Origin of the sequence: Roseovarius sp. (assembly GCF_965277045.1) — a bacterium.
In the GTDB taxonomy this organism is placed as follows: domain Bacteria; phylum Pseudomonadota; class Alphaproteobacteria; order Rhodobacterales; family Rhodobacteraceae; genus Roseovarius.
In genome coordinates, this window is sequence record NZ_OZ255712.1 from 1782239 (window position 1) to 1805025 (window position 22787).

The following is a 22787-nucleotide window of genomic DNA, read 5'->3' on the forward strand; positions in this document are numbered from 1 at the left end:
GTTGGTGACCACGGCTGCGCCTGCCTAAGCGACGGGCCGCCTTGATCACCGCGACACCTCCCCGGCGATGCGACCCGCTGTCCTTGGTCGCGGGTCATCCGCCGCACGGCCGGATCATACGGCGCGCGGAGGCTCGCAAGATTTCATTACGGGCGGTGTCAGTAATTCCCGGCCACGTATTTGGCGATGGCCGCGCCGCGCGAGTTGACCGACAGTTTCTGGTAGATCGCCTTGAGGTAGTATTTCACCGTGTTCTCGCTCAGCCCCAGCCGGGCCGAGATCTGGAAGTTGGTCAGCCCGTCGCCCAGGAGCGCCAGGATCTCGTGCTCGCGCCGCGAAAGCGCGTCGGTGTTCTCGGACGTGAGGCGGCGCAGGATCTCGGTCGGGACGATGGAATGTCCCTCGATAAGCTTGCCCAGGATGCGCGGCAGGCTGGTCAGGATCTGGCCCATCATGCAGACCGAGTTGGCCCCGGCCTTTATCGCCGTACGGATGAAGGCGAATTCGGTTTCCTCGGCCACCACCACGACCATGACGTCGGGATAGTCCTTGCGCACGATCGTCAGGACCTGCGTCAAATCGCCATCGGCCAACCGCACCCCGAGGATCAGGATGGTCTTGCCGGTGGCATGGGCGAGGTGCTTGCGCAGGCTGGCCTTGTCGGTCGCGTAATGCCCCAGCTCAACCTCGGGAATCTGCGTCACCAGCGACCCGATTCCCTGACAGACGATCAACTGCCGGTCGGCGACGATAACCTGCGGCAAGGCCGTGGTATCACTGGTTTTTTCCGCTGATGTCATGATCGTTCCGGGGGCAGCTTTCATGCGCCGGCTCCTTGTTCCTCCTCACCGTCAGCTCCCCAACAGACGGACCTAGTTCAGCCATAACATCAGTAGAAATGACTGAAATCAAAGGAAATTTCTGTATGCCGGTGTATGCCGAAGCGCCATACCGCCCGATATGTCACCCGGGCGGGTAGGAATTACCCACCCAATGGGCGGTTTCCTCCCTGTTTTGCCGCGAACGGGTCTTCACAGACAGGATTTGCGTGCTACGACCCTGCGTCAAGTCATGTGACAGGGAGCGAGAGCATCATGAACGGTTACCAGCATCTTTTCATCCCCGGCCCCACCAATGTGCCGGAACCCGTGCGGCAGGCCATGAACGTGCCGATGGAGGACATGCGCGCGCCCGACTTCCCCGACCTGGTGACCGGGCTGCTGACCGACATGAAGAAAGCCTACCGGCTGGAGAACGGCCGGGTCTTCATCTTCCCGTCCTCGGGCACGGGCGCCTGGGAAAGCGCCATCCAGAACACGTTGCAACCCGGTGACAAGGTTCTGATGTCTCGCTTCGGGCAGTTCTCGCTGCTGTGGGTGGACATGGCCGAGCGTCTTGGCCTCGACGTGGTGCTGTGCGAGGTCGAATGGGGAAAGGGTGTCCCGCTGGACGAATACGCCAAGCACCTTGCCGCCGACACCAACCACGAGATCAAGGCGGTCTTCGCAACCCAGAACGAGACCGCGACCGGCGTGACCTCGGATATCGAGGGCGTGCGCAAGGTTCTCGACGATGCGGGCCACCCGGCGATGCTATTCGTCGACGGCGTCAGCTCCATCGCCTCGATCGAATTCGAGATGGAGAAATGGGGCGTGGACCTGGCCGTGTCGGGCTCGCAGAAGGGCTTCATGCTGCCCGCGGGCCTTGGCTTTCTGGGCGTCAGCGACAAGGCGTTGGAGGCCAACAAGCGGCTGGCCAATTCCGGCATGTCGCGCTGCTATTTCAGCTTCGAGGACATGATCAAGCTGAACGACACCGGGTATTTCCCCTACACGCCCGCCACCCAACTGCTGCGCGGCCTGCGCTGTTCGCTGGACATGATCCTGGAGGCCGGGATGGAAAGCATCTGGGCGCGTCACAAGCGGCTGGCACAAGGCGTGCGCGCCGCGGTCGAGGCGTGGGACGGCTGCGAACTGGTGGCGCGCGGGCCGGAATGGGAATCCGACACGGTCTCGGCCATCTATGCGCCCGAGGGCGTGGACGCGCGTGACGTGATCTCGACCGCCTACAACAAGTACCAGACCTCGCTGGGCACCGGCCTCAACAAGCTGGCGGGCAAGGCGTTCCGCATCGGGCACCTCGGTTCGCTCAACCCGGTGATGCTGTGCGGTGCGATCTCGGCCGCGGAAATGGCGCTGGTCGATGCCGGCGCCAAGATCGAGCCCGGCTCCGGCGTGGCCGCCGCGCAGGCGCATTACCGCGCCACGACACCCGACAACGCCAAGGCCAGCCCCGCCAAGGCCGCGTGATCCCAAAGGGTTGATTGCAAGTGCCCGGCCCTTGGCGCAATGTGCGCCGAGGGCGGATCACGACAAGGGAAGAGACATCATGAAAATTCTGGTAACGCGCGCCTGGCCGAAGGCGACCGAGGACCGTTTGACCAATGCCGGGCTGGGCGACGTGACGCTGCGCCACCCCGACACGCCGATGAGCTATGACGAGTGGATGGACGCGGCCAAGACCTATGACGTGATCATGCCCACCGTGTCCGACAAGATCCCCGCTGAGTTCTATCCGGCGGCCAAGGGTAAAGTGAAGATCTTTGCCAACTACGGCGTCGGCTTCAACCACATCGACATTGACGCGGCGGCGGCCAACGACATCACCGTGACCAACACGCCGGACGTTCTGACCGACTGTACCGCCGACCTGGCGATGGGCCTACTGCTGGCGGCCGCGCGCCGCATCGGCGAAGGCGAGCGCGAAACCCGCGCGGGCGGCTGGGAAGGCTGGCGGCCCACCCACATGATCGGCAAGAAGGTCACGGGGGCCACACTGGGCATCATCGGTTTCGGCCGCATCGGCCAGGCGATGGCGCGCCGGGCGCATAACGGGTTCGGTATGCGGGTCGTGTTCCAGGACGCCTGGGAGGTGCCCGAGGATATCAAGAGCGCCAACGGCAACGCCGAACAGCTGCCCAGCATGGTCGAGGTCGCGGCGGAGGCCGATTTCCTGTCGCTGCATTGCCCGGGTGGCGCCGACACGTACAAGATGATCAACGCCATTATCTTCGGCGCCCTGAAACCCGGCGCGATCCTTGTGAATTCGGCCCGGGGCGACGTGGTGGACGAGGACGCGCTTTTCGAGGCGCTCGATTCCGGCCAGCTGAGCGCGGCGGGCCTCGACGTCTATCACAACGAGCCGGCACTCGATCCGCGTTTCTTGGAATATGACAACATCGTTCTGGCCCCGCACCTGGGCAGCGCCACGGACGGGACGCGCGAGGCCATGGGCTTTCGCGCGATCGACAATCTCGAGGCGTTTCTCAAGGGCGACACGCCGGGCGACCTCGTGACGCCGAAATGACGTTTACCGCGCCTTAACCGGGGCTGCGTGAAGATCGGGCCATGAGACATCATGGCCCGATTTCCGTCGAACAATGGTTCGACAGCCTGTTTTCCTCGAAGGCCGCGCGCGATGGCCGGATCGTGCGACGGAAACTGAGCGACGTGGATCGCTATGTCGGTCGCGACCGGCTTCAACACGAGTTGTCGCGGCGCGGCTACCACGCGGTCGAGAACGCGGGACAGATCGTGATATTCTGCAATCAAGAACCCATCCGCAAACTTCTGTGAGCCAATTTCTGCGCAGAAATTGGCCCGGAAAATACGCATTCTCCGGGATAGAATTTGCGCAAATTCTATCCGCGCAACCTTTGATCTGTTTCCTTTCGTAAACACCTGTTTCGCATCGGCTTTTCCGCGCATCCCAAGGTATCCCATCATGGGCGTTCCGGGTAGCCCGCCCTACCCGTTCCGGCCCCTCCCCCAACCCGGGGTGCACATTGCTACCCGTGCGAAAGTATCGCGCGGGCGGTTTGCAGGACAGAATGGGACAACACGATGCGAGGAGGGCATGTGCATGGACATCCATGAATTCCAGGCCAAGGAGTTGCTGAGCGGCTTCGGCGTGAACATACCGCGGGGTGGCATCGCCTACAGCCCGGAACAGGCGGTCTATCGCTGTTCGGAACTGTCGGGCAAAAGCTGGGTCGTTAAGGCGCAGATCCATTCCGGCGCCCGTGGCAAGGCCGGTGGCGTACGCATCTGCAAATCCGAGGAAGAGGTCTGGGATGCAGCCTCGTGGATGCTGGGCCGCAAGCTCGTGACCCACCAGACAGGCCCGAACGGCAAGCTGGTCAGCCGTCTGTACGTGGAAGAGGCCACCGACATCGCGCAGGAAATCTACCTGGGCTTCGTGATGGACCGCAAGCTGGAGCGCGTGGTGGTCGTGGCCTCGGCCCAGGGCGGCATGGAGATCGAGGAAATCTCGGAAAGCGAGCCCGATTCGATCATCCGCTCGGTGGTCGACCCCGCCGTGGGCATGCAGAACTTCCAGGCGCGCGAGATCGCCTTTTCGCTGGGTCTCGATCCCGCGCTCATCAACCAGGCGGCCAAGACGATCATGGGCTGCTATCGTATGATGTGGGAAACCGACGCCAACATGGTCGAGATCAACCCGCTCGTGGTGACCGGCTCGAACGAGATCGTGGCGCTGGATGCCAAGGTCAGCTTTGACGAGAACGCGCTCTTCCGGCACCCGCATATCTCGGAGTTGCGCGACAAGAGCCAGGAGGACCCGCGCGAGACCTACGCGGGCGACCGTGGCCTCAGCTATATCGGGCTGGATGGCCAGATCGGCTGTATCGTGAACGGCGCGGGCCTCGCAATGGCGACGCTCGACATGATCAAGATGGCCGGTGGAGAGCCCGCGAACTTCCTCGACGTGGGCGGCGGGGCCAGCCCCGAGCGGGTGTTGCAATCCTTCAAGTCGGTGCTGAACGACCCCAATGTCGAGGCGATCCTGGTGAACATCTTCGCCGGCATCAACCGCTGCGACTGGATCGCCGAGGGCGTGATCCTGGCGGTCAAGGAACTGGACCTGAAGATGCCGCTGGTGGTGCGCCTTTCGGGCACCAATGTCGACGAAGGCATGAAGCTGCTAAACGACAGCGGGCTGGACATCGAAACGGCCTCTTCCCTCGCGGAAGCGGCGGAAAAGGTGGTGGCCGCGTGGCGCTCCACCGACAGCGCATATGCGGAGGCAAGCTGATGGCGATCATCATCGACAAGGATACACGTGTTCTGGTCACCGGGTTCACCGGACGTATCGGCAGTTTTCACGCCCAGGACATGATCAATCACGGCACCAATGTGGTGGGCGGCGTCACCCCCGGCAAGGGCGGCACCAAGCATCTGGGTCTGCCGGTGTTCAACACCGTGAAGGGCGCCGTGGCCGAGACGGATGCCGAACTGGTCGTCAGCTTCGTGCCCCCACCCTTTGCCGCGGACTCGATCATGGAAGCGGCGGATGCGGGCATAAAGACCTGCGTCTGCATCGCCGACGGCATCCCGGCGCAGGACATGATCGACGTTAAACGCTACATGCGGCGCTACAAGGCCGAGAAACGCATGCGCCTCATTGGCCCCAACTGCGCCGGGATCATCACGCCCGGACAGGCCTTCGCCGGTCTGATGCCGCCCTCGATCTACAAGCCGGGGCGCGTCGGCATCGTGGGCCGCTCGGGCACGCTGGGATATGAAGCGGCCAGCCAGATGAGCGCGCATGGCATCGGCGTCAGTTCCTCCATCGGGATCGGCGGTGACCCGATCAACGGGTCCAGCTTCAAGGACATTCTGGAGCTGTTCGAGGCCGACCCCGACACCGACGCCGTGGTTCTGGTGGGCGAGATCGGCGGCCCGCAAGAGGCCGAGGCGGCGGAATATATCCGCGATCACATGACCAAGCCCGTGGCGGCCTACATCGCCGGCCTGTCGGCCCCGAAGGGCCGGCGCATGGGCCACGCGGGCGCTATCGTGTCGGCCTTCGGCGAGTCGGCGCAGGAAAAGGTCGACATCCTGAAACAGGCGGGCGTGACCATCGTGCCGACACCGTCGTCCTTCGGGGAAGTGGTCGAGAAAATGGTGGCCTGACCCACGTCAGGGCGGCGCGCACTCTCCCAAGCGTTGCGCCGAACCTGGGCCATCACGAAGCCCCGGCATGTCAAGTGCCGGGGCTTATTCTTTCCAAGGGCCTGAGCCGCAAAGCTGATCCGAAGCGTCCGGTCTTTAACCTGGCAAACTGGATGAAGGCGGGGCACCTGCATAGGCCAGGCCCTGCACTGCGCGTCGCCAAAAAGTCGTGATCCAGGTCGTTCGAAACGCTTTGGGTCAGCGCTCGATCTGGTCTGCGAGGCTCTCGGCCCGGGCGGCGATCTCGGCCAGCGATTCCGTCACCTGTTCCGGGATCACCGCCACCTCGACGCGTTCGGGTTCGGGCTGGGGCGCATTGCGCAGTTGGTCCAGTTCGGCCTCCTTCTCGGCCATCTTGTCCTCGGCTTCGCGCAGCTTGTCCTGCACGCCCGCGGTCTTGTCGGCCAGCATCAGGCCCGCCATCAACAGCATGCGCGTCTCGGGGATGCGGCCGATCTGGGCAGACAGCACGCTGGCCTCTTCGTCCAGCATCTTCGCGGCAGCATGCAGGTAGTGTTCTTCGCCGTCCTGGCAGGCGACCTCGAAGGTGCGCCCCCCGATCTCGATCTCGACTTCGGGCATCAGGCGTCCTCCGCATTGGATGTGTCGGGCTTGGCCGCGCCTTCCAGCACGGCGGTCAGTTCCGACAGGATGGCGCTGGTCTCGGCCCGGTCGGCGGCGCGGTTGGCGCGCAGGCTTTCCAGTTCCGCCATCATGGATTTGTTGATCAGGTGCGCTTCGCCAACCCCTGCGGCATTGGCCTCGCGCAGGGCGACGTTGTTGTCGCGCAATTGCTGATTGGCCCGGCGCAGGGATTGCAGCTCGCCATCAAGCCGCGACAGCGACTGGGCGTTCTGCTCGCGCAGCGCCTCCAGTTCCTCCTCCAGCGCGTTGCGCTTGTCGCGCAGGGACTTGACCCGCTCTTCAAGCTGTTCGCTCGCCAACTTCTCATCCGCAAGGGCCTGCTTCACCTCGGCCAGTTCGGCGGGGTCCACCGCGGCCCCGGCGCCCGCCTCGAGTCCACGCCCGATGCGGTCCAACGCGGCGTTGATCCGCCGCTCCAATTCCACTATCTCGCTCATCTCCTCGGTCCCCGTCTGACTTTGCCCGTCGCGGCAGGTCGTGGATCGGCACCATGCACATCGGCACGAGTGCCGAAGAGTGTGCGAATCGCCCGCCTTAAGCATGTGCTGCAACTCTAACCAATGGTTACAGAAATTGCGCCCCTTAACGTGATACTGCAACCCAAGGCGTTTCGCGACAAAGCTGATGTGCTGCTTACCCGCGAAACGTGGTACGCCAGCCAATCGTTGCCTGCGTTTCGCCATTGGATGATGCCTCGGGTCAAAGGCGAAACGCTTTGGGGTGGCGCGGGGGCGCTTGATCTTTGCTTCGGGGCTGGTATGCACGGCCCCGAATGCCATTTCCAAAAGGACGCTGCCCCGTGGATATCGCTGCCCTGCGCTCTGCTCATCCCGATCACTGGAACAAGGCCGCCGCCATCCGCGCGCTGACGCTGGATGCGGTCCACGCGGCCAATTCGGGCCATTCCGGTATGCCCATGGGCATGGCCGACGTGGCCACCGTGCTCTATGAAAAGCACCTGAAATTCGATGCAAGCGCCCCCAACTGGCCCGACCGGGACCGGTTCATCCTGTCCGCCGGGCATGGCTCGATGCTGCTGTACTCGCTGCTCTACCTCACCGGCTACGAAGGCATGACGCTCGACCAGATAAAGAACTTCCGCCAGTGGGGCGCGCTCACCGCGGGCCACCCGGAAAACTTTCTGCATGACGCGATCGAGACCACCACCGGCCCGCTGGGCCAGGGCATCTCCAACGCCGTCGGCTTCGCCATCGCCGAGGAAGCCCTGCGCGCGCGCTTCGGCAAGAAGGCCGTGGATCACCACACCTATGTCATCGCCGGTGACGGCTGCCTGATGGAGGGCGTCAGCCACGAGGCGATCGGCCTTGCGGGGCGCCTGAGCCTCGGAAAGCTGATCGTGCTGTGGGACAACAACAACATCACCATCGACGGCAAGGTCGATCTGGCCAGCCGCACCGACCAGGTGAAACGCTTCCGCGCCGAGGGTTGGCAGGTGATCGAGATCGACGGCCACGACCCCGAAGAGATCGACACGGCCCTGACCAAGGCCAAGACCGGCCGCCGCCCCACGATGATCGCCTGCAAGACGCATATCGCGCTGGGGCACGCGGCACAGGACACGTCGAAAGGCCACGGCGCGCTGACGGATGCCGACCAGATGGCGGCGGCGAAAGAGGCCTATGGCTGGACGACCGGCCCGTTCGAGGTGCCCGCCGACATCAAGAAAGCCTGGGAAGCCATCGGCAAGCGCGGCGCCGAGGCGCATGCCGAGTGGAAGACCCGCATGGGAGAGCTGAGCGACCGCCGCCAGGCCGAGTTCACCCGCATAATGGACGGCGACGTGCCGAAATCGCTGGCCTCGCGCATCCGGGCGCTGAAAAAGCAGATCTCCGAGGAAGCGCCCAAGGTCGCCACCCGCAAATCCAGCGAGATGGTGCTGGAGGTCGTGAACCCGGTCATGCAGGAAACCATCGGCGGCTCGGCCGACCTTTCGGGCTCGAACAACACCAAGTCGGGCGACATGACCGTCTTCGACGAGGGCAACCGCCGGGGCCGCTACATCCATTACGGCATCCGCGAGCATGGCATGGCGGCGGCGATGAACGGCATGGCGCTGCATGGCGGCATACGCCCCTATGGCGGCACCTTCATGTGCTTCACCGACTACGCCCGCCCGGCGATGCGGCTGGCAGCCCTGATGAAGGTGCCCAGCGTCTTCGTCATGACCCATGACAGCATCGGCCTGGGCGAGGACGGCCCAACCCACCAGCCGATCGAGCACCTGGCGATCAGCCGTGCGACGCCCAACACCAACGTCTTCCGCCCCTGCGACACCGTGGAAACCGCCGAGGCGTGGGAACTGGCGCTCAGCTCCAAGTCGACCCCGTCGGTCCTGTCGCTGACCCGCCAGGGCGTGCCGACGCTGCGCACCGAGCACAAGCAGAAGAACCTGACCGCTCAGGGCGCCTACGTGCTAGCCGATGCAGAAGGCAAGCGGCAGGCGCTGTTGATGGCCACGGGGTCGGAAGTGGCGATTGCCATGGCCGCGCGGGACCTGTTGCAGGCCGAGGGGATCGGCACGCGCGTCGTCTCGATGCCCTGCTGGGAGCTGTTCGAGGAACAGGACGAGGCCTATCGCCGCAAGGTCCTGCCCGCAGGCCCCGTGCGCGTCGCGGTCGAGGCCGCGATCCGCTTCGGATGGGACCGTTGGCTGTACGGCGAGCGCGGCAAGCGCGAGAAATCGGGCTTCATCGGGATGCACGGCTTCGGCGCGTCCGCCCCGGCCGAGGTTCTGTACGAGCAGTTCGGCATCACCGCCGAGGCCGTGGCCGAGAAGGCCAAGTCGCTGCTCTGACGCATCTGTGATCGCGCGCGCGGGAACCGCCCTCGCGCGCGCGGGTTTTCTCCTCGATGCATCAGAGGAGATCCCCCACATGACATTTCGCCCGATCCTGACAGGAACTGCCCTTGTCGTCGCCCTGCCCGCCTTCGGGCAGGAATTCGAGCGTGAACCGCGCAACACCGATCTCGAACCGGCCTTCGAGGGCCAATTCCGCGCGCCGCTCGACACCAGCGACGTAGACCTTCTGGTCACCGATATCGCGACCGGGCTGGAACATCCCTGGGGGATCGCGATCCTGCCGGAGGACGGCGGCTACATCGTGACCGAACGCCCCGGCCGCCTGCGCCACGTCGCCGAGGACGGAACGCTGTCAGACCCGATCGCCGGAATGCCCGAGGTCGCGGCACAGGGTCAGGGCGGGCTGCTTGACGTGGTGCTGTCCCCCGACTTCGCCGAGACGCGCCGGATCTATATCAGTTACGCCAAGCCGGTCGGGGACGGCCTGATGGCGACCGCCGCGGCCTATGGCACGCTGAGCGAGGACATGACCGAGGTCACCGACCTGACTGAGATTTTCGTGCAGGAGCCGGGCGCCACCGTGGACAAGCATTTCGGTTCCAGACTCGTCTTCGATGACGCGGGGCACGTGTTCATCACCACCGGCGAGCATTCCTCAATGGAATACCGCGACTACGCGCAGGATACGTCCAACACCTTTGGCGTCATAGTTCGCGTGACGCTTGACGGCGAGGTTCCCCAGGACAATCCGTTCGTGGGCGACGAAGACGCCATCGACAGCATCTGGTCCTACGGCCATCGCAACGTGCAGGGGGCCACGATGCGCGATGGGGAGCTTTGGACCATCGAACACGGCCCCAAGGGCGGCGACGAGTTGAACCGTCCCGAACCCGGAAAGAACTATGGCTGGCCGGTCATTTCCTACGGCGAGACCTATGGCGGAGCACCCATCGGCTCGGGCGAGGCACAGCGCGACGGCATGGAGCAGCCGGTCTATTTCTGGGACCCGGTGATCGCACCGGGGGACATGACCTCGTATGACGGCGGCGTGTTCAGCGATTGGGACGGTGATTTCCTGATCGGGTCGCTGAAGCCGGGCGGCATCGTCCGCCTGGAAATGGACGCCGACGGCAAGGTTGCCGCCGAAGAGCGTCTGGCCATGGACCTGGGCCGCGTGCGCGACGTGGATGTGGACGGCGACGGGTCGATTCTGGCGATCACCGACTATGCCGACGGACGCCTTGTGCGGATCACGACCGACGGCGCGGGCGGCTGAGGCCGGGCACCCCGCCCCCCGATCGTGATCGTGGGCCATCGCTCTATCAAGGCTTTGCGATGTCAGGCGCGGCTCAGTGGGCCGCGCCTTTTCCGAACACCGACGCCCAGACCGGCGCGACGAGTTTGGTGCCGATCGGAATGAGCACCAGCCCCAGGGCCAGCCCGATCACGCCGTCCACGGCCGCCTGAACGCCCCAGGCGACAAGACCGTGGAATTGATCCACCGCATGGGCGGCGTCCTCGGCCCAATGGTGGATCGTGTCATAAGGCATCGACCACCCCATCTCTGCCAGGCTGTGCAGGATGATCGAGCCCCCGACCCAGAGCATCGCCGCGGTGCCCACGATCATCAGCAGTTTCATGAAATAGGGCATCCCCTTGACGATCCCGCGGCCCAGGGCGCGCGTGACGCCGAAATTGCCGTTCTGCGCCATGAAAAGCCCCGCGTCGTCGGCCTTCACGATCAGCGCTACCGCGCCATAGACGACCACGGTGATGCCCACGGCGACCACGGCCAGTGTCGCGGCCTCCATCCAGAAATTGCTGGGCGGAATGTTCGACAGCGCGATGGTCATGATCTCGGCGGACAGGATGAAATCCGTCTTGATCGCGCCTTGCACGCGCTTTTCCTCCAGATGCGCGGGATCCTTGTTCTGGTGACTTCCGTCCGGCCCGCCGTGATGCTTGCCCACGCCAAGCGCATGGGCCACCTTTTCGGCCCCCTCGAAGCATAAATATGCGCCCCCCAGCATCAGCAAGGGCGGGATCAGCCACGGCGCGAAGTTGGCAAGCGCCAGCCCCGCCGGCAACAGGAACACCAGCTTGTTGAACAGCGACCCGCGCGCGATCTTCCACACGATCGGCAGTTCGCGGGCCGGCGCGAAGCCCCGCAGGTATTTCGGCGTCACGGCGGCATCGTCGATCGCCGCGCCCGCCGCCTTGGCCCCCGCCTTGGCCGCTTGGCCCGCCACGTCGTCGACCGAGGCCGCCGCCAGCTTCACCAGGCTCGCCACATCGTCCAGCAGTGCCAGAAGTCCACTCATGCTCATGCCTCTCGTTACGCTTCGTCGAGTATTGTTGGCGCAATCATGCCCCGTGGCGGCGGGTTTGCGCAAACGGTTAACGCTAACACGCCAAACCCCTGCGTTTTAAGGGTTTCAGCGGCGCGCCCTTGGGTCTATATCGCCCCCAACACCCGGATAGGAGAACAAAATGACCGTCACCGTCGGCATCAACGGATTCGGCCGGATCGGCCGCTGCACCCTGGCCCATATCGCGGCCAGCACGCGCAACGACATCAAGGTCGCAAAGGTCAACGCCACCGGCCCGCTGGAAACCGCGGCGCACCTGATGAAATACGACAGCGTGCATGGCCGCTTTCCGGGCGACATCACGCTGGGCGACGGCACGATGGACCTCGGGCGCGGCCCGATGGAGATGTTCTCGACATACGACATGGACGAACTGGACTGGTCCGGCGTGGACGTGGTTCTGGAATGCACCGGCAAGTTCAACGATGGCGAGAAGGCGAAAAAGCACCTGGAGCGCGGCGCGGGCAAGGTCCTGCTGTCCGCACCCGGCAAGAACGTCGACCGCACCGTGGTTTTCGGCGTCAACGACGGCGAATTGCAGCCCGGCGAACGGATGATCTCGAACGGCTCCTGCACCACCAACTGCCTTGCCCCGGTCGCCAAGGTCCTGCACGAGGCCATCGGCATCGAGAGCGGCATCATGACCACGATCCACGCCTATACCGGCGACCAGCCAACGCTGGACCGCCGCCACAAAGACCTGTACCGCGCCCGCGCCGCGGCCATGTCGATGATCCCCACCTCCACGGGCGCCGCCAAGGCCTTGGGCGAGGTGCTGCCCGACCTCAAGGGCAAGCTCGACGGCTCGGCCATCCGCGTGCCCACGCCGAACGTGTCGGCGGTGGACCTGACTTTCCTCGCGAAGAAGGACGTGACCGCGGACGACGTGAACGCCATCATGGCCGAAGCGGCGGCAGGTCCGATGAAGGGCGTTCTGGGCTACGATCCCGAACCCAAGGTGTCGGTCGATTTCAACCACACCGAGGAAAGCTCGATCTTCGCCCCCGACCAGACCCGCGTGACCGGCGGCCGGCTGGTGCGCGTGCTGGCCTGGTACGATAACGAATGGGGCTTTTCGTGCCGCATGGCCGACGTGGCCGTGGCGATGGCGCGGCTTGCCTGACGCCACCCAGGCAGCAGTGACACGTTCAGGCCCTCCGGCAGCGCACATGCCGGGGGGCTTTTTCATCCCCCTTGCATGACGCACCCCGGCTGAGGCATACGGGGCATGGGTCCGGGGCGGAGACACGAAAGCGGCACATGACGAACAAGATCGCGCTTTTCCTCGCCCTTCTGATCATCGCGGGGCTTGGCTGGGACTACTATTACAACGACATGCAGGCGTCGTTCTTCCTGGCCCGCAAGACAGTCGACCTGATCGAGTGGCTGGCCTTCTGGCGCTAGGTCGGGCCCTTAGTCCCGGAAACGCTCTTCCAGCGCCTCCTTGACGGCGGGCGTGACAAAGCGGGTCACATCACCGTGCAGCCGCGCGATTTCCTTGACCAGCTTGCTGGCGATGGCCTGGCGGCGCGCGTCGGCCATCAGGAAGACCGTCTCGATCCGGTCGTCCATGGCGCGGTTCATGCCGACCATCTGGAATTCGTATTCGAAATCCGCCACGGCGCGCAGGCCGCGGATGATCACGCTGGCACCCACGTCGCGGGCGCAGTCGATCAGCAGATTCTCGAACGGATGCGCCACGATCTCGGTGCCGGTGGCGGCGCTGATCCCGATACATTCCGCCTCGACCATCGCCACACGCTCTTCCAGCGTAAAAAGCGGGCCCTTGTCGCGGTTGATGGCGACGCCGATGACCAGACGGTCCACCAGTGTCGCCGCGCGGGCGATGATATCCGTATGACCCAAGGTGATCGGATCGAACGTGCCGGGATAGAGACCGATGCGCATGGGGTCTTCCTTCGTGTCGTGACGACCTGCAAGCAACTACAAACGTTAGGGAATTGCAAGCGACAGCGCCAGGCGGAGTTTTTTTGAAACGATGAGACCCGAGGGCGCGCGCAGCGCTTTCGCTATCGGTCGAGAACTCGGGTCGCGCCGGTCGGTCTCAGTGCCCCATCACCATGCTTTCCAGCGCGGCCTTTTCCATCGACAGCTCTTGCAGACGGGCCTTCACCACATCGCCGATGGTGACCATTCCGATCAGCTTGCCCTCGTCATCGACCACCGGCATGTGGCGAAAGCGGCCATCGGTCATGCGCACCAGCACGGTGTCGGCGCTGTCCTGCTTGGTGCAGCAGACGGGTTTCGGGGTCATCAGGTCCGACACCTTGTCGTTCAGACAGCCCGAACCCGACGTGGCAAGGCCGCGCACGATGTCGCGTTCCGACAGGATGCCATCGGCCATGGTGCCATCGACCGATACAACAAGGCCGCCGATCCGGTGCTTGGCCAGCATCCCTGCAGCCTCCGACACCTTGGTGTCGGGCGTCACGGTGATGACCCTGTCGCTGTCTTTCGATTTGAGAATTTGCTGGACGATCATCCGGGGGCCCTCGTTCATTCATGTTCAACCGGACGTCCAGCGTCCCCCAGAACCGTTTTTCTGTCAAGCTTCGGCCTCCAGCCGTGCCACCTCGGCGCGAACACCGTCGCAGAGCGCGGTGGCGAAACGGTTCATCCGGTCCAGCCGCCGGTCGTCCTGGTGGCGCACCAGGTAGAAGCTGCGGGTGAGGCTGATCTCGTCGGGCAGGACCTTGTCGAGGCGGCGAAAGAACGGCAGCGCGAAGTCGTGCACGATGCCGACACCGCCGCCTTGCTGGATGCAATGGGCCTGCACCGAGACCGAGTTCGAGGCCAGCGCGACCCGGTCCGCCCCGGTCTCGCCCAGGTAATCCAGTTCCTTGTCGAAGATCATGTCGGGAATGTAGCCCACCATCCGATGCGCAGCGAGGTCGTCCACCGACCGGATCTCCGGCGCCTGGCGCAGATACCAGCGAACGGCGGCCAGGTGCAGCCTGTAATCGGTGATCTTCTGCACGCTCAGACGTCCGGCCGACGGCGGGCTGACCGCGATCACCATGTCCGCCTCGCGCCGGCTGAGGTTGAAGACCCGCGGCAGGGCCACGATCTGCAGATCGAGGTCCGGGTTGTCCTGGGCCATCTGGGCGCAGACCTGCGGCAGGATGAAATTGGCGCAGCCATCCGGCGCACCGATGCGGATCTGCCCCGACAGGCCGCCCGCCTGCCCCGCCATCTCCTCGTCGGCATCGCGCATCGCCGTCTCGGCGCGGCCCACATGCCCCATCAGGCGCTGGCCCGCATCCGTCAGCGCATAGCCGGTGGGCGACTTGGCGAAGAGCGGCGCGCCGGTATCGGCCTCCAGCCGCGCGATGCGGCGGCCCACGGTGGCGGGGTCGAGCTTCAGCGACCGGCCCGCCGCCGACAGGCTCTCGGTGCGCGCCACGGCAAGAAATACCCGCAGGTCGTCCCAGTTCGATACCATGCCCCTGCCCTTCGATCCCGCGTGTTGCTTTGCATTCCTGCAAAGCCCTTTTGGAATATTGCCTCTTTTCCCATCAAAAACGCAACGCTAACCTGCGCCCAAACCCGAGGAGAACCCACATGAAAGAGCTGACTCACTACATTGACGGCGCCCGCGTGCCCGGCCAGTCGGGCCGTTTTTCCGACGTCTACAACCCGGCCACCGGCGAAGTGCAGGCGCGCTGCCCGCTGGCAAGCAAGGAAGAATTCGACCACGCGGTCGAGATCGCGGCCAAGGCCCAGCCCGCCTGGGGCGCCATGAACCCGCAAAAGCGTGCAAGGGTGATGATGGAATTCGTCCGCCTGCTGAACCGCGACATGGACAAGCTGGCCGAGACGCTGAGTTCCGAGCACGGCAAGACCTTCCCCGACGCCAAGGGCGACGTGCAGCGTGGCCTCGAAGTGGTGGAATACTGCATCGGCGCGCCGCAACTGCTGAAAGGCGAGTTCACTGATTCAGCGGGCCCCGGCATCGACATGTATTCGATGCGCCAGCCGCTGGGCGTCACGGGCGGCATCACGCCGTTCAACTTCCCCGCCATGATCCCGATGTGGATGTTCGCGCCCGCGCTGGCCTGCGGCAACGCCTTTATCCTCAAGCCGTCCGAGCGCGACCCCTCGGTGCCGATCATGCTGGCCGAACTCTTGGAAGAGGCCGGCCTGCCCAAGGGCCTCTTGCAAGTGGTCAACGGCGACAAGGAGGCCGTTGACGCGATGATCGACAACGAGACCGTGCAATCCATCGGCTTCGTTGGCTCGACCCCGATCGCCGAGTACATCTATGGCCGTGGCTGCTCGAACGGCAAGCGCGTGCAGTGCTTCGGCGGCGCCAAGAACCACATGATCGTCATGCCCGACGCCGACATGGACCAGGCGGCCGACGCGCTGATCGGTGCGGGCTACGGTGCGGCCGGTGAGCGCTGCATGGCGATTTCCGTGGCCGTGCCGGTGGGCGACGAGACCGCCGATCGCTTGATCGAAAAGCTGGTGCCCCGTATCGAGAAGCTGAAGGTCGGCCCCTACACCGCCGGCGATGACGTGGACTACGGCCCCGTCGTGACCGCCGCCGCCAAGGAAAAGATCCTGGGCCTCATCGAATCCGGTGTGGAACAAGGCGCGGAACTGGTCGTCGATGGCCGCGACTTCAAACTGCAGGGCTACGAGGACGGCTTTTTCGTCGGGCCGAATCTCTTCGACAAGGTGACCCCGGACATGGACATCTACCAGCAGGAAATCTTCGGCCCGGTCCTGTCGACCGTCCGCGCCGGCTCCTACGACGAGGCGCTGAAGCTGGCGATGGACCACGAGATGGGCAACGGCACGGCGATCTTCACTCGTGACGGCGACGCCGCGCGCGACTTCGCCAACCGGATCAACATCGGCATGGTCGGCGTGAACGTGCCGATCCCCGTGCCGCTCGCCTATCACACCTTCGGCGGCTGGAAGAAATCGGCCTTTGGCGACCTCAACCAGCACGGCCCCGACGCCTTCAAATTCTACACCCGCACCAAGACCGTCACGGCCCGTTGGCCCAGCGGCATCAAGGAAGGCGGCGAATTCAACTTCAAGGCCATGGATTGAACGCCGTGCCATGAGGATAATGACCGGGCCGCGCGGGCAAACCGCCGCGGCCCGGTTTGGTTTTGAAAGGAGGAACAGTACATGTGGCCCGACACACGGCTTTGCGACCTACTGGGACTCGAGCATCCCATCATCCAGGCCCCGATGGCGGGCACCACGACACCGGCGATGGTGGCGGCGGTGTCGAACGCAGGCGGGCTGGGCTCGCATGGCTGCGCCACGTTATCACCGGAAAAGCTGGCCGAGGACATCGAGGCGCTGGCGGGCGCAACGAACCGATCCGTGAACCTGAATTTCTTCTGCCACGAGCCTCGCGAGATCACCCAGGACCACCACGCCGCACTGCTCGACGCGATGCGCCCGCATTATGACGCGGCCGGCGCGACCCTTCCCGAAGGGATGCCGACCCCGTCGTTCCAGCCTTTCGGCGCGGCGCAGCTGGACTGCCTTCTGGCGCGCCCTCCGGCGGTGGTCAGTTTTCATTTCGGCCTGCCCGAGAACGCCGCCATCGTCGCGCTCAAGGAAAGGGGCTGCAAGATCCTGTGTTCGGCCACCACCGTGGCCGAGGCCAAATGGCTCGTCGCGCGGGGCGTCGACGCGGTAATCGCCCAGGGCTGGGAATCCGGCGGGCACCGGGGCCTGTTCCTGGAGTTGGAGAACGACGCGCAGGTTGGCCTCTTCTCGCTCTTGCCACAGGTCGTGGACGCGGTCGATGTGCCGGTGATCGCCGCAGGCGGCATCGCCGACGGGCGCGGCATCGCTGCCGCCTTCGCGCTTGGCGCTGCCGGCGTGCAGATCGGCACGGCCTTCATCACCGCGGACGAGGCCAACCGCAAGCCGCATCACCCCGAGGCGGTGGAGGACGGCACCGATGAAAGCACCCGCGTGACACGGGCCGGCTCGGGCCGCCCGGCGCGGGCGCACCGCACGCCGTGGATCGACGCAATGGCCGAAGTGGACGCGGCCCCCTTCCCGCTGATGTATCACTACAGCCGCCCCTTGCTCGAGGCCGACGGCCCGGCGCACCAGTTCTCGCTCTACGGCCAAAGCGCGGCTCTGGCCCCGTCGGGCGACGCCGGACAGAGGCTGGCCGCGCTGGTGGCCTCGGCCAAGGCCGCGATGGCAGGCTGAAACGCCCCGGCAACGCCCCCAGTGCGCAGCAAAGGCTTGCCAAACCGGCCCGGTTCCTGCTGGTATCGTCGAACAGGGAGGGCAGCCATGACCCAAGACGGCCCCGATTTCACCATCGGCATCGAGGAAGAATACCTGCTGGTGGACCGCGACAGCCTCGCCCTGGCCGAGGCACCGTCCGAGATGATGGACGCCTGCGCCGAGGAGTTGCAGGACCAGGTCGCGCCCGAGTTCCTGAAATGCCAGATCGAGATCGGCACCAAGGTCTGCCGCGACGTCTCCGAGGCGCGCGAGGATCTCAAGCGCCTGCGTGCCTGCGTTTCCAAACACGCTGCCGCCCATAACCTTCGCCCGATCGCCGCCTCCTGCCACCCGTTTTCCGACTGGCGCAACCAACCGCACACCGACAAGGACCGCTACAACACGCTGAGCAATGACCTCGCGGGGGTCGTGCAACGGATGCTGATCTGCGGGATGCACGTCCATGTCGGCATCGAGGACCCCGACCGCCGCGTCGACCTGATGAACCAGCTCACCTATTTCCTGCCGCACCTGCTGGCGCTCAGCACCTCGTCACCGTTCTGGCAGGGGCACGACACCGGGTTGGACAGCTACCGCCTGACGGTGTTCGACAACCTGCCCCGCACCGGCCTTCCCCCGCGCATGGAAAGCTTTACCGAGTTCGAGCGCTCGGTCGGATCACTGACCGAGCTTGGCGTGATCGAGGACGCCAGCAAGATCTGGTGGGACCTGCGCCCGTCCTCCAAGTTTCCGACCATCGAGTCGCGGATCTGCGATGTCCAGCCCCGGATGGAACACACGTTGATGCTGGCCGCGCTCACTCAGTGCATCACCCGGATGCTTTGGCGGCTGGCAACGAAGAACCAGCGCTGGCGCATCTACGACCGCTTCCTGGTGGACGAGAACCGCTGGCGGGCGCAACGCTACGGCACCCGCGAGGGCCTGATCGATTTCGGCCGCGGCGCGATCGTGCCGATGGCCGAACTGGCCGAGGAACTGCTGGAATTGATCGACGAGGACGCCCGCTATTTCGCCTGCATCTCCGAGGTCGAGACCCTGCGCGAAGTGATGCGCACCGGCACCTCCTCGACCCGGCAGCGCCGGACCTTTGAAGCGGCAACGGAGGCGGGCGCCGCGCCGGATGCCGCCCTGCGCGCCGTGGTCGAACACCTTGTCGAGGAATTTCACGCCGACCTGTGACATCACCGCACCGATAGGCGCCGTACCGCCGGCTCCGGCCTTCAAACCTGCGTGAGCCGGCAAAATCGCGCGGGATTTCCCTTAACCTTTCTGCCAATCCCGTTAAATAGAGCGGAAATACACGCATTACGGAGCACCCCAATGTCCAAGACACGTCTTACACGCCGCGCCACGCTTCTCGGGGCCGCAGTGGGCCTTGCCGCACCGTCCGTGCTGCTCGCGCAGGACAACGCGCCGCTGTCGTCGTCGGTCAAGCGCAACGCATCCTCTTTCACGACCCGCGACTGGAACGACTATTTCGACAGCCTGGGCACGGGCCGCATCGTCTGCGACATCAACAGCCGCGCCGTGCATCACTGGAATGCAAGCGGGGTTTACTCGCTTTATCCGTCCTCGGTTCCGATGACCGACGAGCTGACGCGCCGCGGCTATACCGAGATCGTGCGCAAGAAGGTCGGCCCGACCTGGACGCCGACCGAAAGCATGAAAGAACGCGACCCCAGCCTGCCCGATTTCATGGATGCCGGCCCCGGCAACCCCCTGGGCACGCATGCGATGTACCTCGCCTGGCCCGCCTACCTGATCCATGGCACCCACGACACCCGCAAGATCGGACGCCGCTCGTCCTCGGGCTGCATCGGCCTTTACAACGAGCACATCGCAGAGCTGTTCGCCAAGACCGAGGTCGGCACCAAGGTTCTGGTCCTCTGACCCCAAGGGCAACATCGGACATTCAGGAAAGGGCGCGGCACCGGGGTGCGGCGCCCTTTTCGTTGGCGAGGGCGGAAACCGACAGCGCTTGATTCCCGGCCGCGTTCTGCGCGACCCTCGGATCACACCTTGCGACGCCGCCGCGAACAGGTTAATTAAACACACGTTCAATTACCCGCCCGGGTAAGACGAGGAGGACCAAGCGATGGATTTCGCGCTCAGCGAGGAACAGACCGCCATCTTCGACATGGCCCATGCCTTCGGACAGGACGCCATCGCGCCCCACGCCCGCGACTGGGAGGCGCAGGGCACCATCCCCAAAGAGCTTTGGCCGAAAGTGGGCGAGCTGGGCTTCGGCGGTCTGTACGTCAGCGAGGAGTCCGGCGGCGCGGGTCTCTCGCGGCTCGATGCCACGCTGGTGTTCGAGGCGCTCAGCATGGCCTGCCCGTCGGTCGCGGCCTTCCTGTCGATCCACAACATGTGCGCCCGGATGATCGACAATTTCGCCGGCGACGACTTCAAGGCCCGCGTCCTGCCCGACGTGATCCCGATGAAGACGGTGCTGTCCTACTGCCTGACCGAACCCGGCTCTGGCTCGGACGCCGCAGCCCTGAAAACTCGCGCCGCGCGCACCAACGACGGCTATACGCTCAACGGCACCAAGGCGTTCATCTCGGGCGGCGGGTATTCGGACGCCTATGTCTGCATGGTCCGCACCGGCGAGGATGGTCCCAAGGGTATTTCCACGGTCTATGTCGAGGACGGCACCAAAGGGCTCAGCTTTGGCGGACTGGAAGAAAAGATGGGCTGGCGCAGCCAACCCACAGCGCAGGTGCAGTTCGACGATTGCACCATTCCCGCCGAGAACCTCGTCGGCGAAGAAGGCAAAGGGTTCAGCTACGCCATGGCCGGGCTTGACGGTGGGCGGCTCAACATCTCCGCCTGTTCTCTGGGGGCCGCGCAACAGGCGCTCGACATGACCAAGGCCTACATGCGCGAGCGCAAGGCCTTCGGGCAAAGCATCGACCAGTTCCAGGCCCTGCAATTCCGCCTCGCGGACCTCGAGATCGAGCTGCAGGCCGCCCGCGTCTTCCTGCGCCAGGCCGCGTGGAAGCTCGACACCAAGGCGCCGGACGCCACGAAATACTGCGCCATGGCCAAGAAATTCGTCACCGAGGCAGGCAGCCGGATCGTCAACCAGTGCCTGCAACTGCATGGTGGCTACGGCTACCTTGCCGATTACGGCATAGAAAAACTCGTGCGTGACCTGCGCGTGCACGAGATCCTCGAAGGCACCAACGAGATCATGCGCCTGATCGTGGCGCGGCAGATGCTGGCGGAAGGGTGACAAGGAGTGAGTCGCTTGCTCCATATCCAATACGCCGTCCTTTCCGTGCAGATGATGCTGTTCAGGATAACCGGAAAGGTGCCGCTTCTCGGCCCTGTCCTGTTCTTGATACTCTCCGCAGTGAGCGCGTGTTTGTTGGGTGGAACGCTAGGATTGCTGGTCACGGCTGTTCCGCAACTCGATCCGGGACACATGCCACACGCCTTTGGCATTCTGCTATCGATACTGCTTTTGTGTGTATTCGCATTGCTTGCTTGGAAAGCTTTCGAAACAGGCCTGTTTCTAATGCTTTCATTCCTCAATGTTGTTTTTGGAAGGCGGGATGCTCCGGCTAGGCTAGAGCAAGCTTACGCAGCGAAGCGCACTAAGGTTCTGCAAAAGTTGGAGACTGCATGACCGACATCTCGATCCGCAAAACCGGTCGCGCGGGCCGCATCACCCTCACCCGCCCCAAGGCGCTCAACGCCATGTCCTACGACATGTGCCTTGCCATCGAAAAAGCGTTGGACGATTGGGCCACCGACGACGACGTCGCGCTGGTCATCATCGACGCCGAAGGCGACAAGGCCTTCTGCGCAGGCGGCGATATCCAGCAGCTATACGACACCGGGCGCGCGGGCAATTTCGCCTATGGGCAGACCTTCTGGCGCGACGAATACCGCCTGAACGCCAAGATCGCCGAATACCCCAAGCCCTATATCGCCTTCATGCAGGGCTTTACCATGGGCGGCGGCGTGGGCATTTCCTGCCATGGGTCACACCGGATCGTCTGCGACAGCAGCCAGATCGCCATGCCCGAATGCGGCATCGGGCTGGTGCCGGACGTGGGCGGCTCGCTGATCCTCGCCAACGCGCCGGGCCGGCTGGGCGAATACCTGGGCCTGACCACCTCCCGCATGGGCCCGGCCGACGCGATCTATGCCGGTTTTGCCGACAGCTACATCCCGCAGGACCACTGGCCCGCCATTATCGAGAAACTCGAAGAGACCGGCGATGTCGGCCACATCAAAGGCCAGACACCCCCAAGCGGCAGTTTGCACGACCAGCAGCCCGAGATCGACGCGCTGTTCGACGGCGCCGACCTTGCCGCGATCGTGACCGCGCTGGAGGCGTCCGATAGCGACCTAGCCGCCTCCGCCCTGAAATCCATGCGCCGCAATTCTCCCCTGTCGATGGCCTCCACAGTGGAAATCCTGCACCGTCTGCGCGGCGCGGGGGGCGATATCCGCCACGCGCTGGAGCTGGAATACCGCTTCACCTTCCGCGCGATGGAGCATGGAGATTTCCTCGAAGGCATCCGCGCTGCCGTGATCGACAAGGACCGCAGCCCGAACTGGCAGCACGACCTCGCCGCGCCGCCCACCGCGGCCGCCGAGAAGATGCTCCTGCCACTGGGGCCGGACGCAATGACATTCAAGACCTGAGGG

At 64.6% G+C, this 22787-nt stretch carries 23 protein-coding genes; 16 read left to right on the forward strand and 7 right to left on the reverse strand.

The window, feature by feature from the left end:
• Positions 1–158: 158 nt before the first annotated feature.
• The gene (locus ACQY4V_RS08885; protein ID WP_428516659.1) at positions 159–824 is read right to left on the reverse strand and encodes a LuxR C-terminal-related transcriptional regulator; all 666 of its coding nucleotides are present in this window, start codon (positions 822–824) and stop codon (positions 159–161) included.
• Positions 825–1094: 270 nt separating this feature from the next.
• Here ACQY4V_RS08885 and ACQY4V_RS08890 point away from each other — a divergent pair, with 270 nt between their 5' ends.
• The 5 genes from ACQY4V_RS08890 to sucD all read left to right on the forward strand — a co-directional run bounded on the left by ACQY4V_RS08890 (position 1095) and on the right by sucD (position 5993).
• Positions 1095–2309 carry an aminotransferase class V-fold PLP-dependent enzyme gene (locus tag ACQY4V_RS08890; protein WP_428516661.1) on the forward strand — a complete coding sequence of 405 codons (1215 nt, stop codon included), beginning with the start codon at positions 1095–1097 and terminating at the stop codon, positions 2307–2309.
• Between the two features lie 79 nt (positions 2310–2388).
• Positions 2389–3366, forward strand: a complete 978-nt coding sequence (locus ACQY4V_RS08895) for a 2-hydroxyacid dehydrogenase (protein WP_428516663.1) — start codon at positions 2389–2391, stop codon at positions 3364–3366.
• A gap of 41 nt (positions 3367–3407) precedes the next feature.
• Positions 3408–3635 (forward strand): N-(5'-phosphoribosyl)anthranilate isomerase, encoded by a 228-nt coding sequence (locus ACQY4V_RS08900; RefSeq protein ID WP_428516665.1) that lies wholly within the window; start codon positions 3408–3410, stop codon positions 3633–3635.
• A gap of 286 nt (positions 3636–3921) precedes the next feature.
• Positions 3922–5112 carry a malate--CoA ligase subunit beta gene (locus tag ACQY4V_RS08905; protein WP_428516667.1) on the forward strand — a complete coding sequence of 397 codons (1191 nt, stop codon included), beginning with the start codon at positions 3922–3924 and terminating at the stop codon, positions 5110–5112.
• The gene (sucD, locus tag ACQY4V_RS08910) at positions 5112–5993 is read left to right on the forward strand and encodes a succinate--CoA ligase subunit alpha (protein ID WP_428516668.1); all 882 of its coding nucleotides are present in this window, start codon (positions 5112–5114) and stop codon (positions 5991–5993) included. The genes ACQY4V_RS08905 and sucD overlap by 1 nt, the downstream gene beginning before the upstream one ends.
• A 237-nt stretch (positions 5994–6230) precedes the next feature.
• Here sucD and ACQY4V_RS08915 read toward each other — a convergent pair whose 3' ends face one another.
• Together ACQY4V_RS08915 and ACQY4V_RS08920 are read right to left on the reverse strand one after the other, a co-directional pair.
• Positions 6231–6614 carry a cell division protein ZapA gene (locus tag ACQY4V_RS08915; RefSeq protein ID WP_152492726.1) on the reverse strand — a complete coding sequence of 128 codons (384 nt, stop codon included), beginning with the start codon at positions 6612–6614 and terminating at the stop codon, positions 6231–6233.
• Positions 6614–7114, reverse strand: a complete 501-nt coding sequence (locus tag ACQY4V_RS08920; RefSeq protein ID WP_428516670.1) for a hypothetical protein — start codon at positions 7112–7114, stop codon at positions 6614–6616. The genes ACQY4V_RS08915 and ACQY4V_RS08920 overlap by 1 nt, the downstream gene beginning before the upstream one ends.
• Before the next feature lie 362 nt (positions 7115–7476).
• On the opposite strand from ACQY4V_RS08920, the gene tkt reads away from it, so the two are divergent.
• Positions 7477–9492, forward strand: coding sequence for a transketolase (tkt, locus tag ACQY4V_RS08925; RefSeq protein WP_428516672.1), 2016 nt, complete (start codon positions 7477–7479; stop codon positions 9490–9492).
• Between the two features lie 79 nt (positions 9493–9571).
• The gene (locus ACQY4V_RS08930) at positions 9572–10774 is read left to right on the forward strand and encodes a PQQ-dependent sugar dehydrogenase (RefSeq protein ID WP_428516674.1); all 1203 of its coding nucleotides are present in this window, start codon (positions 9572–9574) and stop codon (positions 10772–10774) included.
• Between the two features lie 73 nt (positions 10775–10847).
• Here ACQY4V_RS08930 and ACQY4V_RS08935 read toward each other — a convergent pair whose 3' ends face one another.
• Positions 10848–11819: a DUF808 domain-containing protein gene (locus ACQY4V_RS08935; protein ID WP_428516676.1), complete on the reverse strand. Its 972-nt coding sequence runs from the start codon at positions 11817–11819 to the stop codon at positions 10848–10850.
• Positions 11820–11988: 169 nt separating this feature from the next.
• Here ACQY4V_RS08935 and gap point away from each other — a divergent pair, with 169 nt between their 5' ends.
• Positions 11989–12990, forward strand: coding sequence for a type I glyceraldehyde-3-phosphate dehydrogenase (gene gap / locus ACQY4V_RS08940; protein ID WP_428516678.1), 1002 nt, complete (start codon positions 11989–11991; stop codon positions 12988–12990).
• A gap of 137 nt (positions 12991–13127) precedes the next feature.
• On the forward strand, positions 13128–13271 hold the full coding sequence (locus ACQY4V_RS08945; RefSeq protein WP_172978096.1) for a hypothetical protein: 144 nt from the start codon (positions 13128–13130) through the stop codon (positions 13269–13271).
• Between the two features lie 9 nt (positions 13272–13280).
• Here ACQY4V_RS08945 and coaD read toward each other — a convergent pair whose 3' ends face one another.
• From coaD to ACQY4V_RS08960, 3 genes are all read right to left on the reverse strand, one after another.
• Positions 13281–13775 (reverse strand): pantetheine-phosphate adenylyltransferase, encoded by a 495-nt coding sequence (coaD, locus tag ACQY4V_RS08950; RefSeq protein ID WP_152492731.1) that lies wholly within the window; start codon positions 13773–13775, stop codon positions 13281–13283.
• 157 nt (positions 13776–13932) lie between these two features.
• Positions 13933–14370 carry a CBS domain-containing protein gene (locus tag ACQY4V_RS08955; protein ID WP_428517201.1) on the reverse strand — a complete coding sequence of 146 codons (438 nt, stop codon included), beginning with the start codon at positions 14368–14370 and terminating at the stop codon, positions 13933–13935.
• Between the two features lie 63 nt (positions 14371–14433).
• Positions 14434–15330, reverse strand: coding sequence for a LysR family transcriptional regulator (locus tag ACQY4V_RS08960; RefSeq protein WP_428516681.1), 897 nt, complete (start codon positions 15328–15330; stop codon positions 14434–14436).
• A gap of 119 nt (positions 15331–15449) precedes the next feature.
• Here ACQY4V_RS08960 and ACQY4V_RS08965 point away from each other — a divergent pair, with 119 nt between their 5' ends.
• The 7 genes from ACQY4V_RS08965 (at position 15450) to ACQY4V_RS08995 (ending at position 22784) form a co-directional block, all read left to right on the forward strand.
• Positions 15450–16949, forward strand: coding sequence for a CoA-acylating methylmalonate-semialdehyde dehydrogenase (locus ACQY4V_RS08965; protein WP_428516683.1), 1500 nt, complete (start codon positions 15450–15452; stop codon positions 16947–16949).
• Between the two features lie 81 nt (positions 16950–17030).
• Complete coding sequence (locus ACQY4V_RS08970; protein ID WP_428516685.1) at positions 17031–18080, forward strand: NAD(P)H-dependent flavin oxidoreductase; 1050 nt, start codon at positions 17031–17033, stop codon at positions 18078–18080.
• 87 nt (positions 18081–18167) lie between these two features.
• Positions 18168–19301, forward strand: coding sequence for a carboxylate-amine ligase (locus ACQY4V_RS08975; protein WP_428516687.1), 1134 nt, complete (start codon positions 18168–18170; stop codon positions 19299–19301).
• A gap of 141 nt (positions 19302–19442) precedes the next feature.
• Positions 19443–20012 (forward strand): L,D-transpeptidase, encoded by a 570-nt coding sequence (locus ACQY4V_RS08980; RefSeq protein ID WP_428516689.1) that lies wholly within the window; start codon positions 19443–19445, stop codon positions 20010–20012.
• A gap of 205 nt (positions 20013–20217) precedes the next feature.
• Complete coding sequence (locus ACQY4V_RS08985) at positions 20218–21360, forward strand: acyl-CoA dehydrogenase family protein (RefSeq protein WP_428516691.1); 1143 nt, start codon at positions 20218–20220, stop codon at positions 21358–21360.
• A 15-nt stretch (positions 21361–21375) separates the two neighbouring features.
• Positions 21376–21756, forward strand: coding sequence for a hypothetical protein (locus tag ACQY4V_RS08990; RefSeq protein ID WP_057789742.1), 381 nt, complete (start codon positions 21376–21378; stop codon positions 21754–21756).
• On the forward strand, positions 21753–22784 hold the full coding sequence (locus ACQY4V_RS08995) for an enoyl-CoA hydratase/isomerase family protein (RefSeq protein WP_428516694.1): 1032 nt from the start codon (positions 21753–21755) through the stop codon (positions 22782–22784). Before ACQY4V_RS08990 ends, ACQY4V_RS08995 begins: the two co-directional genes overlap by 4 nt.
• Positions 22785–22787: the final 3 nt, after the last annotated feature.